Source organism: Kitasatospora sp. NPDC086801, from assembly GCF_044745805.1.
In the GTDB taxonomy this organism is placed as follows: domain Bacteria; phylum Actinomycetota; class Actinomycetes; order Streptomycetales; family Streptomycetaceae; genus Kitasatospora.
The window spans coordinates 18,034-31,850 of sequence record NZ_JBIVAX010000028.1 but is presented as its reverse complement, the minus strand read 5'-3'; the positions used below and the strand labels follow the sequence as shown (position 1 = coordinate 31,850).

Sequence of the window (13,817 nt, the reverse complement as noted above, 5' to 3'; positions counted from 1 at the left end):
GAGTCCCGTACGGCCTCCGTCCGGCCGCCGTACGGGACTCCGCAGGCACTGCTACTCCGGCGCGGTGTCCGCCGGGTTCTCCTCGTCGTCCGACTCGGCGGACTGGTCGCCGTCGAGCAGCCGGGCGAGCTGGTTGCCCAGGATGCGCTTGAACTTGCGCTGCTGGAACCGCTGGCGGTCGAGGACGGCCACCTCCAGTTGCTCCGGGGTGAGGGTGCGCGGGCTGCCGCCGTTGGGGTCGCGGGCGAGCGAGTCCACGGCGGCCCGGACCACCTCGGTGAGGCCCAGCCCGGCGCGGTGGCGCTGACCCAGGTAGTTGCCGATCGAGTCGGCGTTGCCGCCGACCACGACGTAGTTCTTCTCGTCGACGATCGAGCCGTCCGGGGTGAGGCGGTAGATCTGGTCCTCGTCCGCGGTGCGGCCGACCTCGGCCACGATCAGCTCGACCTCGTAGGGCTTCTCGCCGACCGAGGAGAAGATGGTGCCGAGGGTCTGGGCGTAGACGTTGGCCAGGCCCCGGGCGGTGACGTCGGCCCGGTCGTAGGAGTAGCCGCGCAGGTCGGCGTAGCGGACGCCGCCGATGCGCAGGTTCTCGAACTCGTTGTAGCGGCCGACCGCCGCGAAGGCGATCTTGTCGTAGATCTCGGAGACCTTGTGGAGCGCTCTGGAGGTGTTCTCCGCGACGAAGACGATGCCGTCGGCGTAGGTGAGCACGACCACGCTGCGGCCGCGCGCGATGCCCTTGCGGGCGTACTCCGCGCGGTCCGCCATGGCCTGCTGGGGCGAGACGTAGAACGGTGTCGACACCGGCGGTCGTCCCTTTCCTGAGAGGTGATGGCTAGAGCAGCGGGGCCTGCGGGCCGTTGGGGTGCGAGCGGCGCTCGTCGGTGATCGCGACGGCGATCTCGGCGACCTCCCCGTCGGTGAGCCGGCGGAAGCCGTCCTCGGTGATCAGCGAGACGATCGGGAAGATCTTGCGGGCGAGGTCGGGGCCGCCGGTGGCGGAGTCGTCGTCGGCCGCGTCGTAGAGCGCCTGGACGACCAGCATGGCGGCCTGGTCGGCCGTCAGGTCGTCGCGGTAGAGCTTCTTCATCGAGCCGCGGGCGAAGACCGAGCCCGAGCCGGTGGCGGCGAAGCCGCGCTCCTCGGAACGCCCGCCGGTGACGTCGTAGTTGAAGATCCGGCCGCGGCCGAGGTCCAGGTCGTAGCCGGCGAACAACGGCACGACGGCCAGGCCCTGCATCGCCATGCCCAGGTTGCCCCGGATCATGCTGGTGAGCCGGTTGGCCTTGCCCTCCAGCGAGAGCACCGCGCCCTCGATCTTCTCGTAGTGCTCCAGCTCCAGCTGGAACAGCCGGACCATCTCGATGGCGAGGCCGGCGGTGCCGGCGATGCCGACCGCGCTGTACTCGTCGGCCGGGAACACCTTCTCCATGTCGCGCTGGGCGATCACGTTGCCCATCGTCGCCCGGCGGTCACCGGCGATCACCACGCCGCCGTCGAACACCGCGGCCACGATGGTGGTCCCGTGCGGGGCCTCGACCACGGACCCCGCGGGGAGCCCGCGGTGGCCGGGAATCAGCTCCGGCCGGTGCTCGGCGAGGAAGTCCACGAAGGAGGAGGACCCCGGGGTCAGGAAGGCAGCCGGTAGACGCCCGGTGCCACGAGTGTTGGCTTCCACACGATTCCTTCCAGGTAGCTTGAAGCTCGCGTTGCCCGCACCCTACCCGCCCGACGATCACTGTCCACGCGTGGAGGGGGCCGGTGCCGGGCGGTCGGACGGCCCTCGCCGCCCGACCGCCCTCGACGGTCGAGACCGTGAATTCCCGAATGCCGGGGCGGGCTATTGCCCGCCCTTCTGCACGAATCCACGGACGAAATCTTCCGCATTCGACTCGAGGACCTCGTCGATTTCGTCCAGTACCGCGTCGACGTCGTCGCTCAGCTTTTCCTGGCGCTCCTTGAGGTCGTCGGAATTCTGGGTTTCCGCGGCCTGCTCCTCGACCTCCTCGGAGGAGCGGTTCGCCCGCTGCTGGCCGCCGCCGGTGTCCTTGCTCGCCATTTCCCTCACCCCGCTCGATTCTTCTGGCACGGTTTGGTCGTTGCTTGCTGCACCGACCCTATACACAAGGTGCGACTACCGCTCCCGGTTCGCCGGTGGCGCTTCCTGTCCAACACCCGCTGCCACCCCGGATGATTCCCATTCGGCGGACGTTCACCCATGGTGATCGAAAAGTTACCCGCCGGAGAGGACCCGGAGCAGGTCCTCCGCGGTGCGACAGCGGTCCAGCAGTTCCTTGACGTGGTTGCGGGTGCCGCGCAGCGGCTCCAGCGTGGGCACCCGCTGCAACGAGTCCCGGCCCGGCAGGTCGAAGATCACCGAGTCCCAGGAGGCCGCCGCGACGTGGTCGGCGTACTGCTCCAGGCAGCGCCCGCGGAAGTACGCCCGGGTGTCCTCCGGAGGCTTGGAGACGGCCCGCTCGACCTCCTCCTCGGTCACCAGCCGCTCGAACCGGCCGCGGGCCACCAGCCGGTTGTAGAGGCCCTTGTCGGGGCGTACGTCGCTGTACTGGAGGTCGACCAGGTGCAGCCGCGAATTCTCCCACCCCAGGGCGTCCCGGCTGCGGTAGCCCTCCAGGATCTCCCGCTTGGCGATCCAGTCCAGTTGCCTGGAGAGCGACATCGGATCGCGCTCCAGCCGGCCGAGGACGTCCTCCCAGCGGGCCAGCACGTCCAGTGTCTGCTCGTCCGCGTCGGTGCCGAAGCGGTCCTCGACGTACTTGCGGGCCAGTTCGAAGTACTCCAGCTGGAGCTGGACGGCGGTGAGTTTGCGCCCGTTGCGCAGGGTGATCAGGTGCTTGAGCGTGGGGTCGTGGGAGACCCGGTGCAGGGTGCGCACCGGTTGGTCGACGGCGAGGTCGGAGGCGATGAAGGAGTCCTCGATCATCGACAGGACCAGTGAGGTGGTGCCCAGCTTGAGGTAGGTGGAGATCTCGGAGAGGTTGGCGTCCCCGATGATCACGTGCAGCCGGCGGTACTTCTCCGCGTCGGCGTGCGGTTCGTCCCGGGTGTTGATGATCGGGCGCTTGAGCGTGGTCTCCAGGCCGACCTCGACCTCGAAGTAGTCGGCCCGCTGGCTGATCTGGAAGCCGTGCGTCGAGCCGTCCTGGCCGATGCCGACCCGGCCGGCGCCGGTGACCACCTGGCGGGAGACGAAGAACGGGGTGAGGTGGCGGACGATGTCGGCGAACGGCGTCGCCCGCTTCATCAGGTAGTTCTCGTGGGTGCCGTAGGAGGCGCCCTTGTTGTCGGTGTTGTTCTTGTACAGGTGGATGTTCTGCCCGTTGGGCAGTTCCAGCGCGCGCTGCGCGGCGGCGGCCATGATCCGCTCGCCGGCCTTGTCCCAGAGCACGGCGTCCCGCGGGTTGGTGACCTCGGGCGAGCTGTACTCGGGGTGCGCGTGGTCCACGTAGAACCGGGCCCCGTTGGTGAGGATGACGTTGGCGAGGCCGATGTCCTCGTCGGTCAGTTGGCTGGCGTCCGCCACCTCGCGTGCCAGGTCGAAGCCCCGGGCGTCACGCAGCGGGTTCTCCTCCTCGAAGTCCCAGCGGGCCCGCCGCGCCCGGTGCATCGCCGCCGCGTACGCGTTGACGATCTGGGACGAGGTGAGCATGGCGTTGGCGTTGGGGTGCCCGGGCACGGAGATCCCGTACTCGGTCTCGATGCCCATCACGCGCCGTACGGTCATGCGGCCCTCCTTGCCCGGTGCGCCGCCCCCCACGGGCGGAGCACGCCGACGTACCGCTGGACAACACCGGCGCCGGCGTTCTGCCCGCGAACGGTGGGTCGAGCCTAGAACCCGGCACCGACGGGCGGGCCCCGAGACGCGCCGTCCGGCTGCGGGGCCGCGAGGCGCCACAGCCGGACGGGGTGCGTGCTGTTCCGGGGACCGCCGGGCGGCCCGGTGTCACCGTGTGCCTACAGGTACTGCCCCGTGTTGGCGACAGTGTCGATCGAGCGGCCGGACTCGGCGCCCTGCTTGCCGGTGACCAGCGTGCGGATGAAGACGATCCGCTCGCCCTTCTTGCCGGAGATGCGGGCCCAGTCGTCCGGGTTGGTGGTGTTCGGCAGGTCCTCGTTCTCCTTGAACTCGTCCACGCAGGCGGCGAGCAGGTGGGAGACGCGCAGACCGCGCTGACCGTGGTCGAGGAAGTCCTTGATGGCCATCTTCTTCGCGCGGTCGACGATGTTCTGGATCATCGCGCCGGAGTTGAAGTCCTTGAAGTACAGGACCTCCTTGTCACCGTTGGCGTAGGTGACCTCCAGGAAGCGGTTCTCCTCGGTCTCGGAGTACATCCGCTCCACGACCGACTGGATCATCGCCTCCACCGTGGCCTCGACGGAGCTGCCGTGCTCCTTGAGGTCGTCCGGGTGGAACGGCAGCGAGTTCTTGAGGTACTTGGAGAAGATGTCCTTCGCGGCCTCGGCGTCCGGGCGCTCGATCTTGATCTTGACGTCCAGGCGGCCGGGCCGCAGGATCGCCGGGTCGATCATGTCCTCGCGGTTCGAGGCGCCGATGACGATGACGTTCTCCAGGCCCTCCACGCCGTCGATCTCGGCGAGCAGCTGCGGGACGATGGTGTTCTCCACGTCCGAGCTGACGCCGGAACCGCGGGTGCGGAACAGCGACTCCATCTCGTCGAAGAAGACGATGACGGGCGTGCCCTCGCTCGCCTTCTCCCGGGCCCGCTGGAAGACCAGGCGGATCTGCCGCTCGGTCTCGCCCACGTACTTGTTGAGCAGTTCGGGGCCCTTGATGTTGAGGAAGTAGCTCTTCCCCTGGGGGCGTCCGGTGACCTCGGCGACCTTCTTGGCCAGCGAGTTGGCAACCGCCTTGGCGATCAGCGTCTTGCCGCAGCCGGGCGGGCCGTAGAGCAGCACGCCCTTGGGCGGGCGCAGCTCGTACTCCTTGAAGAGGTCGGCGTGCAGGTAGGGCAGCTCGACCGCGTCCCGGATCAGCTCGATCTGGTTGCTCAGTCCGCCGATCTGGCGGTAGTCGATGTCCGGGACTTCTTCGAGGACCAGCTCCTCGACCTCGGACTTCGGCACGACCTCGTACACGTAGCCGGAGCGGGGCTCCAGCAGCAGGGCGTCCCCCGCCCGGATGGTGAGCTCGCGCAGCGGTTCGGCGAGGCGCACCACCCGCTCCTCGTCGGTGTGGCCGACGACCAGGGCGCGTTCGCCGTCCTCGAGGATCTCCTTGAGGGTGACGATCTCGCCGATGCGCTCGAAGGCCATCGCGTCCACGATGTTGAGGGCCTCGTTGAGCATCACTTCCTGGCCGCGCCGCAGTTCGTCGAGGGCGACGTTGGGGCTGACGTTCACGCGGAGCTTGCGCCCCCCGGTGAAGATGTCGGCGGTGCCGTCCTCGTTGGCCTCGAGGAAGGTGCCGAACCCGGCCGGGGGCTGTGCCAGCCGGTCCACTTCCTCCTTGAGGGCCACGATCTGGTCGCGGGCCTCTCGCAGGGTGGAGGCGAGCCGTTCGTTCTGGGCGGACACTCCGGCCAGGTTGGTCTGGAGCTCGACGATCCGCTCTTCGAGGATCCTCGAATTGCGCGGCGAGTCGGCGAGCTTGCGGCGCAACGCGGCGATCTCCTGCTCAAGGTACGAGACCTGAGCGGCCTCGTCGGAACCACGAGCGGGCCTGCCGGTGCTGCGGTTGTAGTCGTCATCGTGGGCTGCCACGGTCCTCACCTCCTCCGGGGAGCTGGACGCTTCCAGACCCTACCTGGGACCAGGGGTCCGTAAACCCCTAGATCAAGAAAGATGGAACGGGCGTGTCCGATCTTCGCCACAGCGTGCTTCCCCTCTGCTAAGGGGATACCCACCGCGCACCACCCAAAGCGGGCCAGATGTATCGTCGAGCGAAGTGATATCCGATCGCGACCGTGCAGCGAGGTCCGATCGTTGTACGAATGGCGGGATTGCCCCCGGAAAAGGGCGACCCGGGACAGAAACGGCAGGGGACCATGTCGGTAACCGAGCAGACGGCCGCAGCGGCCGAGCAGCTGGAGGTGTGGATCGACCAGGATCTGTGCACCGGCGACGGCATCTGTGTGCAGTACGCACCCGAGGTCTTCGAGCTGGACATCGACGGCCTCGCCTACGTGAAGGGGTCGGACGACGAACTGCGCCAGCAGCCCGGGGAGACCGCCCCGGTGCCGCTGACGATCCTTCAGGACGTGGTGGACTCGGCGAAGGAGTGCCCCGGCGACTGCATCCACGTGCGCCGGGTCTCCGACCGGGTCGAGGTGTACGGGCCGGACGCGGACTGAGGCGCGTCAGGTCTGGCTGACCGGGGCGGCGGTCTGGGAGCGTTCCCAGCCGCCGCCCTTGCGCGTCCAGGTGAGATCGAGTGAGATGTCGGGACGGAAGCGCGGCACGTCGTCGCTCGAATACCCCTGCGCGTGGCCGGTGATGACGCCGTCGGAGCGCAGCGCGAGCCGGCCGACGGTCAGGTTCTCGCGCTCGGAGAGCAGCGTGGCCAGCACCACCGGGCGGTCGCCCGGGCCGAAGCCGAGCAGGTAGACGGCGTCCGGCGGGGTGCCGTTCTCGGCCGCGCAGTGCGCGGCGACCACCGTGCCGGGCCGTCCGTCGCCCAGGTCGGCCGACATGCTGATGGCCGTCGCGACCGGGAACGGGCCGCAGTCGAGCGGAAGTTGGGCCTTGGCCGGATCGGGGGCGGCGCTCGCGCCGAGGGCCTTGGGAGTGCCGTGGACGGGCACCGGGGTGCCGGTGGCCGGGCTGGCGGCGAGGGCCGCGGCCACCACCGCGCCGCAGCCGGCCAGGGCCAGGGCCCAGTGCCAGGGGACGGTGCGCGCGTGCCCGGGCCGGGTGCGGCCCCGCGGTGTCTGCTGTCCAGCCGTCGTCCCGACCGCGGTCTCCACCAGGCGTCCCCTCCAGTGCTCCCAGGAGCTGGTCTGCGTGCGCGAGCATCGTCCCACACGCCGGCGGCCGAAATGCCGAGGGGTGGCACGAGCAGGCTCGCACCACCCCTGGAAAGCGCTCCGGGTCAGCCCAGGTCGGGCTGCTCCGTCTGGTCCGTCTCGACGGCGCGGGCGGCGGCACGGGCCGCGGCGCGCTCCTGCAGGCTCGACCCCGAGCCCCCGTTGTCGTAGTCCTCGCCGTACGCGCCCTTGGCCGGGCGGCGGCGGCGCAGCGGCGGCTCGACGCCGTCGGCGAGGCGGCGGGCGGTGAGCAGGAAGCCGGTGTGGCCGATCATCCGGTGGTCCGGGCGGACGGCCAGGCCCTCCAGGTGCCAGGTGCGGACCATGGTCTCCCAGGCCTGCGGCTCGGTGAAGGTGCCGTGCTCGCGCAGCGCCTCGACGGTCTTGGACATCTGCGTGGTGGTGGCCACGTAGCAGCAGATCAGGCCGCCGGGGACGAGCGCCTTGGAGGCGACGTCCAGGCACTCCCAGGGGGCGAGCATGTCGAGGATGACGCGGTCGACGTCGGACTCGACCAGGTTGTCCTGGAGGTCGCCGACGGTGAGCTTCCACGCCGGGTGCGGCCCGCCGAAGTAGCGCTCGACGTTGCCCTTGGCGATGTCGGCGAAGTCCTGCCGGCGCTCGTACGAGGCCAGCATGCCGGTGTCGCCGACGGCGCGCAGCAGGTAGGTGGAGAGCGCGCCCGAGCCGACACCGGCCTCGACGACGCGGGCGCCGGCGAAGATGTCGGCCATGGCCAGGATCTGCCCCGCGTCCTTGGGGTAGATCACGGCGGCGCCGCGCGGCATGGACAGGACGTAGTCGGGGAGCAGGGGGCGCAGCGCGAGGTACGGGACGTTCCCCGTGGTGCGCACGACCGTGCCCTCGGGGGCGCCGATCAGCTCATCGTGCGGGAACGCACCCTTGTGGGTGTGGAACTGGTTCCCGGCCTGGAGCGTGAACGTGTAGTGGCGGCCCTTGGGGTCGGTCAGCTGGACCTGGTCCCCGACCTGGAAGGGCCCGCGTCGGCGGGTGGCACCGGTCGGTTCGGACATGCGGACAATCCTAAGGGAAGCGGGCGGTCCGCCCGACCAGAGTGATCACCGGCCGGCGACGGCCGCGGTGAGGCGCTGCTCGATGTCGGTGAGCGTGGCGACGCCGAACACCCGGCCGTCCGTCTCGACCACCAGGTACTCGCCGGCCGGGGTGGCCTGGACCGCGCGCAGCAGGTCCTCGCCGCCGAGGTCGGCGTCCAACCGCAGGCCGGGTTCGAGGTCGCGGGCGAGCGGGCCGACGGCGACCCACGGGCGGCGGTGCTCGGGCACCGCGCGGACGGCGGACTCGCGGACGATGGCGATCGGGTCGCCCCGGCCGTCCACCACCACGACCGCGCCGGCCTGGGCCTCGCGGGCCCGGCGCAGTGCCTCGCCGAGCGGGGTGTCGGCGGTGACCTCGACGGTCCGGCGGGCGAGGTCGCGCAGCCGCAGGCCGGGCAGCGCCTCCTTGAGCCGGGCGTTGCGCAGGCTTCCGCCGGCGCCGTTCCAGATGATCGCGGCGAGGACGGCGGCCAGCACCGCGTCCACCAGGGTGTCGGTCGTGGTGCGCTCGATCCCGCGGGCGGCGCTGACCAGCGGCAGGCCGATCAGCACCGCGACGGCCAGCGCACGGCCGACCCAGGCGGCGGCGACCGTGCCGGTCATCGCCCTGCCGCTGATCGCCCAGACGACCGCGCGCAGCATCCGGCCGCCGTCCAGCGGCAGGCCGGGCAGCAGGTTGAACGCGGCGACCACCAGGTTGGAGACCATCAGCCCGGTGAGCAGCACCCCGGGCACGGTGGAGAGCTCCACGGCCTGCATCGCGAGGTAGAACACGCCGCCGAGCGCCAGCGAGAGCAGCGGGCCGACGAAGGCCAGCCAGAACTCGCGCCACGGGCTCTCGGCCTCGTTCTCGATCTCGGAGACCCCGCCGAAGAACTGGAGCTGGATCCGCCGTACACCGAGCCTGTAGCGCAGCGCGACCAGGGTGTGAGCGAGCTCGTGCACCAGGACGGAGGCGTAGAAGGCGACGGCGAAGAAGAACGCGAGCAGGTAGCGGGCGCCGCCGAGGTCCGGCAGGACGTCGCCGAGCTGGCCGCCGAACACCCAGGTGATCAGTGCGGCGATGACGAACCAGGAGGGGGTGACGTAGATGGGCACGCCGAAGGGGCGGCCCACCAGGAGGCCGTTGCCGCGCTCGGGCGGCCGGGGCGGTCGCCCTGCCGGGCGGCCGCCGTCGTCCTGCGGTGGCTGGTCGGAGGTCTGCTGCCCCCTGTTGTCGCTCACCGTGATCCCTTCGGTCGTCTGCCCCGTCGTGCCCCGGTGCGCCCACGCTACGTGATCGCGGCCCCTCCGGTGGCGTGCGTCCCTCTGCCAGCCTTCATACCCACTGTGCCGGGCGGTGTGGCAGCACCGTGGCAGCGGGATGACAGCGAAGGGCAATAGGGTCGGAGGCATGCAGCAGACCGACACCACCAGCGCCGCCGGGGCCCCGGCGCGCCCGGCGGCGCCCCCGACCGGCCTGTCCCCGTCCCGTGCGGGGGACTTCCTCACCTGTCCCCTGCTGTACCGGCTGCGGGTGATCGACCGGCTGCCCGAGCCGCCGAGCGCGGCGGCGACCAGGGGCACGCTGGTGCACGCGGTGCTGGAGCGGCTGTTCGACAGCCCGGCGACCGAACGGACGCCGGAGCGGGCGCTGGGCCTGCTGCGCCCGCAGTGGGAGCGGCTGCTGGGCGAGCGCCCGGAGCTGGGCTCGCTGTTCCCGGACGATCCGGACGGCGCGGCGCTCGCCCGCTGGCTGGCGGACGCCGAGAAGCTGGTCGGCCAGTGGTTCCGGCTGGAGGACCCGACCCGGCTGCACCCGGTGGAGCGCGAGCTGTACGTGGAGACGGCCCTGGAGTCGGGGCTGCTGCTGCGCGGCTACATCGACCGGGTAGACGTCGCCCCGAGCGGCGAGGTCCGGCTGGTGGACTACAAGACCGGCCGGGCGCCCTCGCGGGACTTCGAGGGCAAGGCGATGTTCCAGATGAAGTTCTACGCGCTCGTGGTGTGGCGCTGGAAGGGTGTCGTCCCCAAGCGGCTCCAGCTGGTCTACCTCGGCGGGGGCGGGGACGTGGTCAGCTACGACCCGGACGAGGCCGACCTGCTCGCGGTGGAGCGCAAGCTGCGGGCGCTCTGGGAGCGGATCACCCACGCGGTGGCCACCGGGGAGTTCCCGGCGACCCGCAACCGCCTCTGCGACTGGTGCGACCACCAGGCCAGCTGCCCGGAGTTCGGCGGCACTCCCCCGCCGTACCCGCTTCCGCTGGCGCGTACGTCTGACGAAGACGATCCCACGGGGGATCAGACGAGCAAGGAGTCCTAGTGACGATCCGAGTGCTGCTGGTCGACGACCAGCCGCTGCTGCGCACCGGTTTCCGGATGATCCTGGAGGCCGAGTCCGACCTGGTGGTGGTCGGTGAGGCCGGCGACGGTCAGCAGGCGCTGGACCAGGTCCGGGCGCTGCAGCCCGACGTGGTGCTGATGGACATCCGGATGCCCAGGATGGACGGCGTCGAGGCGACCCGCAGGATCGCCGGCCCGGGGCGGGACGGCCCGGCCAAGGTGCTGGTGCTGACCACCTTCGACCTGGACGAGTACGTCGTGGAGGCGCTGCGCGCGGGCGCCAGCGGCTTCCTGCTGAAGGACGTCCCGGCGGAGGAACTGGTGCAGGCGATCCGGGTGGTGGCGGACGGCGCGGCGATGCTGGCGCCGAGCATCACCCGCCGGCTGCTGGACATGTACGCCACCAAGCTGCCCTCGGGCGAGGACGCGCCGCCGCAGGCGCTGAGCGCGCTGACCGAACGTGAGCTGGAGGTGCTGAAGCTGGTGGCGCGCGGGCTGTCGAACGCGGAGATCGCGGCCGAACTGTTCGTCAGCGAGACCACCGTGAAGACGCACGTCGGCCATGTGCTGACCAAGCTCCAGTTGCGCGACCGGGTGCAGGCGGCGGTGTACGCCTACGAGAGCGGGCTGGTGCGCCCGGGCGCCCTGTAGGCCCTCGGGAACGTGCCGGCGGCCCGCCCGCCCTCCCCCTGCACCCTGGGGGAGGGCGGGCGGGCCGCCGTGTCGAGGGGTGTCGTCACTTGCCGCTGCGGCTGATCTCCCAGAAGCGGAACACGCCGGTGGTGTCGATGGTGGACTCGACGCCGGTGATGTACGAACGCGACGCGAAGAAGCCCTTGTTCTGGTACAGCGGGATGAGCGGCGCGTTCTCGGCGACGATCTGCTGGATCTGGGCGTAGCCGGCCACCGCGGCGCTGCGGTCGGCCTGCTTGAGGCCGTCCGGCACCAGCTTCTGGCTGATCCTCGGGTCGTCCCAGCCGTGGTGGTAGGCGCCGCCGTCGATGAGCAGCGGGGCGATGTAGTTGTCCGGGTCCGGGTAGTCGGCGAACCAGCCGATGAGGTACGCCTGGTAGCGGCCCTCGGTCCAGCCGGACCGGTACTTGTCCCAGTCCGGCTCGGTCTGGACCGTCACCTGGAACAGGCCGCCGGCCTCCAGCTGCTTCTTCAGGGCCTCGGGCTCGGCGCTGCCGGCGCGCGAGCGCGACCAGGTGAGGGTGAGCTTGACCGGGGTCTGGACCTTGGCGTCGGTGAGGATCTTCTTGGCCTTGCCGGTGTCCTGGTCGCCGTAGCGGTCGAAGAAGGCCGTGGTGTGGCCGGTGACGCCGGCCGGCACCATCGCGTACAGCGGCTGGACCGTCCGGGCGAAGACGTCGCGGGCGAGCGACTTGCGGTCGAGCAGCTGGGCGGCGGCCTGGCGGACGGCGACGTTGCCGACGACCGGGTCCTTGGTGTTGAAGACCAGCGAGCGGGTGTCGTTGCTGTCGCCCTCGACGACCTGGAGGTCGGTCTTGCCGCCCTGCTGGTCGGAGTGCATCTGGGCGGCGGTGTTCGGGTCCAGGCTGTTGTCGGTGAGGTCGACGTCGCCCTTGTCCAGCGCGGCCTTCAGGTCGGCGGGCTTGTCGAAGTACCGGACGGTGAACTTGCTGTTCCGCAGCTTGGCCTCGCCGCTGTACTTGTCGTTGGGCACCAGGACGACCTTGCCCAGCTGCTTGGCCGTGTCGCCGGTGCCGCCCATGACCTCGACCGTCTCGAAGCGGTACGGGCCGGAGCCGATCAGCTTGTCGTTGGGGACCACCCTGTCGGCCGGGTAGGCCTGGTGGTCGAGGATGGCGCCGGCCGGGCCGGCCAGCTTGGCCGGCAGGGTGGCGTCGGGCGTGGAGAGGTGGAAGATCACCTCGGTGTCGCCCTTGGCCTCGACGCTCCTGATCGAGGAGAGCAGCGGGGCCGCGCCGTTCTGGTCGTTGATCTTCTTGGTGCGCTCGATCGAGAACACCACGTCGGCCGCGGTCAGCGGGTGGCCGTTGGAGAACTTCAGGCCGGTCCGCATGGTGCAGTGGTACTGGGTGGCGTCGCCTGCGGTGAACTCGCAGGACTGCGCGGCGTCCGGGGAGGGGGCGCTGGAGGCGGCCGGGAAGGTGAGCAGCGACTGGAAGGTGTTGCGCAGCAGCAGCCAGGAGCCGGAGTCGTAGGCGGCGGCCGGGTCCAGCACGCCGGTGAGCTGGGTGGTGCCCATGACGATCGCCTTGCCGCCGTCCCCCTTGACGGCGTCGGTGACCGATCCGCAGCCTGCCGCCGTCACGGCGACAAGACCGGCGCAGCCGAGTGCTGCCAGGCGTTCAGCTGAAGTCTTCACGGGGCGCGTCCTTCTGGGTGCGGTCCGACCGGGGCCGGCGGCCCGCGTCGAGGCGCTCCGAGGTGCGGAAGGCGTGCGCGGGCCTGGCGCCCGTACGACCGCGGGCGCGACGGGGTTACCCGTCGTCGGCGGTGGCGGGGCGCGAGGGAGGGGAACGAACTGGAGTAGCGTGCCATATCGAACACGCACGACCGATACCCGTGCAGATGACGTTTGGGACACAGTAGTTGAGGGCAGCGCGAGGCACCCGACGAGTTGTCAGGCAATGCCCTTTTTCTCCCCGGGCAGCCGTCGGCGGCGGCGGGATCCGGCTACTTACCGGCGAGTAGACCGCACCCGCAATGAGATGACAATCACACCCGCGAGGCGACCAGCGAGCGCAGCAGTTCAAGATCGACCTGCTCCAGCGAGGAGCGCACCAGCCGCCCCGGGGCCGGCTCGATCGGCGCCACCGAGGGCACCGCGATGACCGGGCAACCCGCCGCCTCGGCCGCCCGCACCCCGGTCGGCGCGTCCTCGACCACCACGCAGCGGGCCGGGTCCGCGCCCAGCCGCCGGGCCGCCTCCAGGTACGGGTCCGGGTGCGGCTTGGTGCGCGGCACCTCGTCCCCGGCGACCGTGAAGGCGAAGTGGTGGGAGCCCAGCGAGCGCAGCACGATGTCCACCACGTGCCGGTGCGAGGCGGTCACCAGGACCGCCGGAATCCCGTGTGCGGCAAGGGTGTTGAGCAGGCGTTCGGCGCCCGGCATGAGCGGCACGCCGCCCGCCAGCAGGTCGACGAAGCGCTGGTTGATCAGCACCGTCAGGTCCGCCGGGGCGAGGTCCACCCCGGTGGTGCCGACCAGGTAGTCGATCACCCGCGTCATCGGGCCGCCGACCACCTGGGCCCGGTCCTCGTCGGTCAGCGCGTGGCCCAGCTCGGCGAACAGGGTGACCTCGGCCTGCCACCAGAAGTCCTCGGTGTCCACCAGCGTCCCGTCCATGTCCAGCAGCACCGCCTGCAGGCCGCGGCCGTCCCCGTGGTCGAGGACCCGGGCGGCGGTGGAGGTGGTGGTCATG

13 protein-coding genes are annotated in these 13,817 nt (G+C 70.8%); 3 read left to right on the top strand and 10 right to left on the bottom strand.

From position 1 onward, the window contains the following. Nucleotides 1-51: 51 nt before the first annotated feature. The 5 genes from prcA to arc form a co-directional block, all read right to left on the bottom strand. Nucleotides 52-807, bottom strand: coding sequence for a proteasome subunit alpha (gene prcA / locus ACIPLC_RS25630; RefSeq protein WP_400475364.1), 756 nt, complete (start codon nt 805-807; stop codon nt 52-54). 31 nt (nt 808-838) lie between these two features. Then, nucleotides 839-1,681: a proteasome subunit beta gene (gene prcB, locus ACIPLC_RS25625; protein ID WP_400475363.1), complete on the bottom strand. Its 843-nt coding sequence runs from the start codon at nt 1,679-1,681 to the stop codon at nt 839-841. A gap of 162 nt (nt 1,682-1,843) precedes the next feature. Continuing rightward, a complete protein-coding gene (locus tag ACIPLC_RS25620; protein ID WP_031069167.1) occupies nt 1,844-2,062 on the bottom strand; it encodes a ubiquitin-like protein Pup in 219 nt (72 codons plus the stop codon). A gap of 174 nt (nt 2,063-2,236) precedes the next feature. Beyond that, nucleotides 2,237-3,748 (bottom strand): depupylase/deamidase Dop, encoded by a 1,512-nt coding sequence (gene dop, locus ACIPLC_RS25615; protein ID WP_400475362.1) that lies wholly within the window; start codon nt 3,746-3,748, stop codon nt 2,237-2,239. A 230-nt stretch (nt 3,749-3,978) separates the two neighbouring features. After that, complete coding sequence (gene arc / locus ACIPLC_RS25610) at nt 3,979-5,745, bottom strand: proteasome ATPase (protein WP_400475361.1); 1,767 nt, start codon at nt 5,743-5,745, stop codon at nt 3,979-3,981. Between the two features lie 284 nt (nt 5,746-6,029). Between arc and ACIPLC_RS25605 the strand changes: the two genes are divergently transcribed. After that, a complete protein-coding gene (locus ACIPLC_RS25605) occupies nt 6,030-6,335 on the top strand; it encodes a ferredoxin (protein ID WP_400475360.1) in 306 nt (101 codons plus the stop codon). 6 nt (nt 6,336-6,341) lie between these two features. Here ACIPLC_RS25605 and ACIPLC_RS25600 read toward each other — a convergent pair whose 3' ends face one another. From ACIPLC_RS25600 to ACIPLC_RS25590, 3 genes are all read right to left on the bottom strand, one after another. Then, nucleotides 6,342-6,947 (bottom strand): hypothetical protein, encoded by a 606-nt coding sequence (locus ACIPLC_RS25600; RefSeq protein WP_400475359.1) that lies wholly within the window; start codon nt 6,945-6,947, stop codon nt 6,342-6,344. A gap of 125 nt (nt 6,948-7,072) precedes the next feature. Continuing rightward, nucleotides 7,073-8,041 carry a tRNA (adenine-N1)-methyltransferase gene (locus ACIPLC_RS25595; protein WP_400475358.1) on the bottom strand — a complete coding sequence of 323 codons (969 nt, stop codon included), beginning with the start codon at nt 8,039-8,041 and terminating at the stop codon, nt 7,073-7,075. A gap of 45 nt (nt 8,042-8,086) precedes the next feature. Continuing rightward, nucleotides 8,087-9,313: a site-2 protease family protein gene (locus ACIPLC_RS25590; RefSeq protein ID WP_400475423.1), complete on the bottom strand. Its 1,227-nt coding sequence runs from the start codon at nt 9,311-9,313 to the stop codon at nt 8,087-8,089. Between the two features lie 163 nt (nt 9,314-9,476). Here ACIPLC_RS25590 and ACIPLC_RS25585 point away from each other — a divergent pair, with 163 nt between their 5' ends. Continuing rightward, nucleotides 9,477-10,385 (top strand): RecB family exonuclease, encoded by a 909-nt coding sequence (locus ACIPLC_RS25585; RefSeq protein WP_400475357.1) that lies wholly within the window; start codon nt 9,477-9,479, stop codon nt 10,383-10,385. Next, nucleotides 10,385-11,056, top strand: coding sequence for a response regulator (locus ACIPLC_RS25580; RefSeq protein ID WP_400475356.1), 672 nt, complete (start codon nt 10,385-10,387; stop codon nt 11,054-11,056). The genes ACIPLC_RS25585 and ACIPLC_RS25580 overlap by 1 nt, the downstream gene beginning before the upstream one ends. An 85-nt stretch (nt 11,057-11,141) precedes the next feature. Here the strand turns inward: ACIPLC_RS25580 and ACIPLC_RS25575 are convergent, their stop codons facing one another. Both ACIPLC_RS25575 and ACIPLC_RS25570 read right to left on the bottom strand, forming a co-directional pair. Continuing rightward, on the bottom strand, nt 11,142-12,758 hold the full coding sequence (locus tag ACIPLC_RS25575) for an ABC transporter substrate-binding protein (RefSeq protein WP_400475355.1): 1,617 nt from the start codon (nt 12,756-12,758) through the stop codon (nt 11,142-11,144). Nucleotides 12,759-13,111: 353 nt separating this feature from the next. Then, on the bottom strand, nt 13,112-13,816 hold the full coding sequence (locus ACIPLC_RS25570; protein ID WP_400475354.1) for an HAD family hydrolase: 705 nt from the start codon (nt 13,814-13,816) through the stop codon (nt 13,112-13,114). Nucleotide 13,817: the final 1 nt, after the last annotated feature.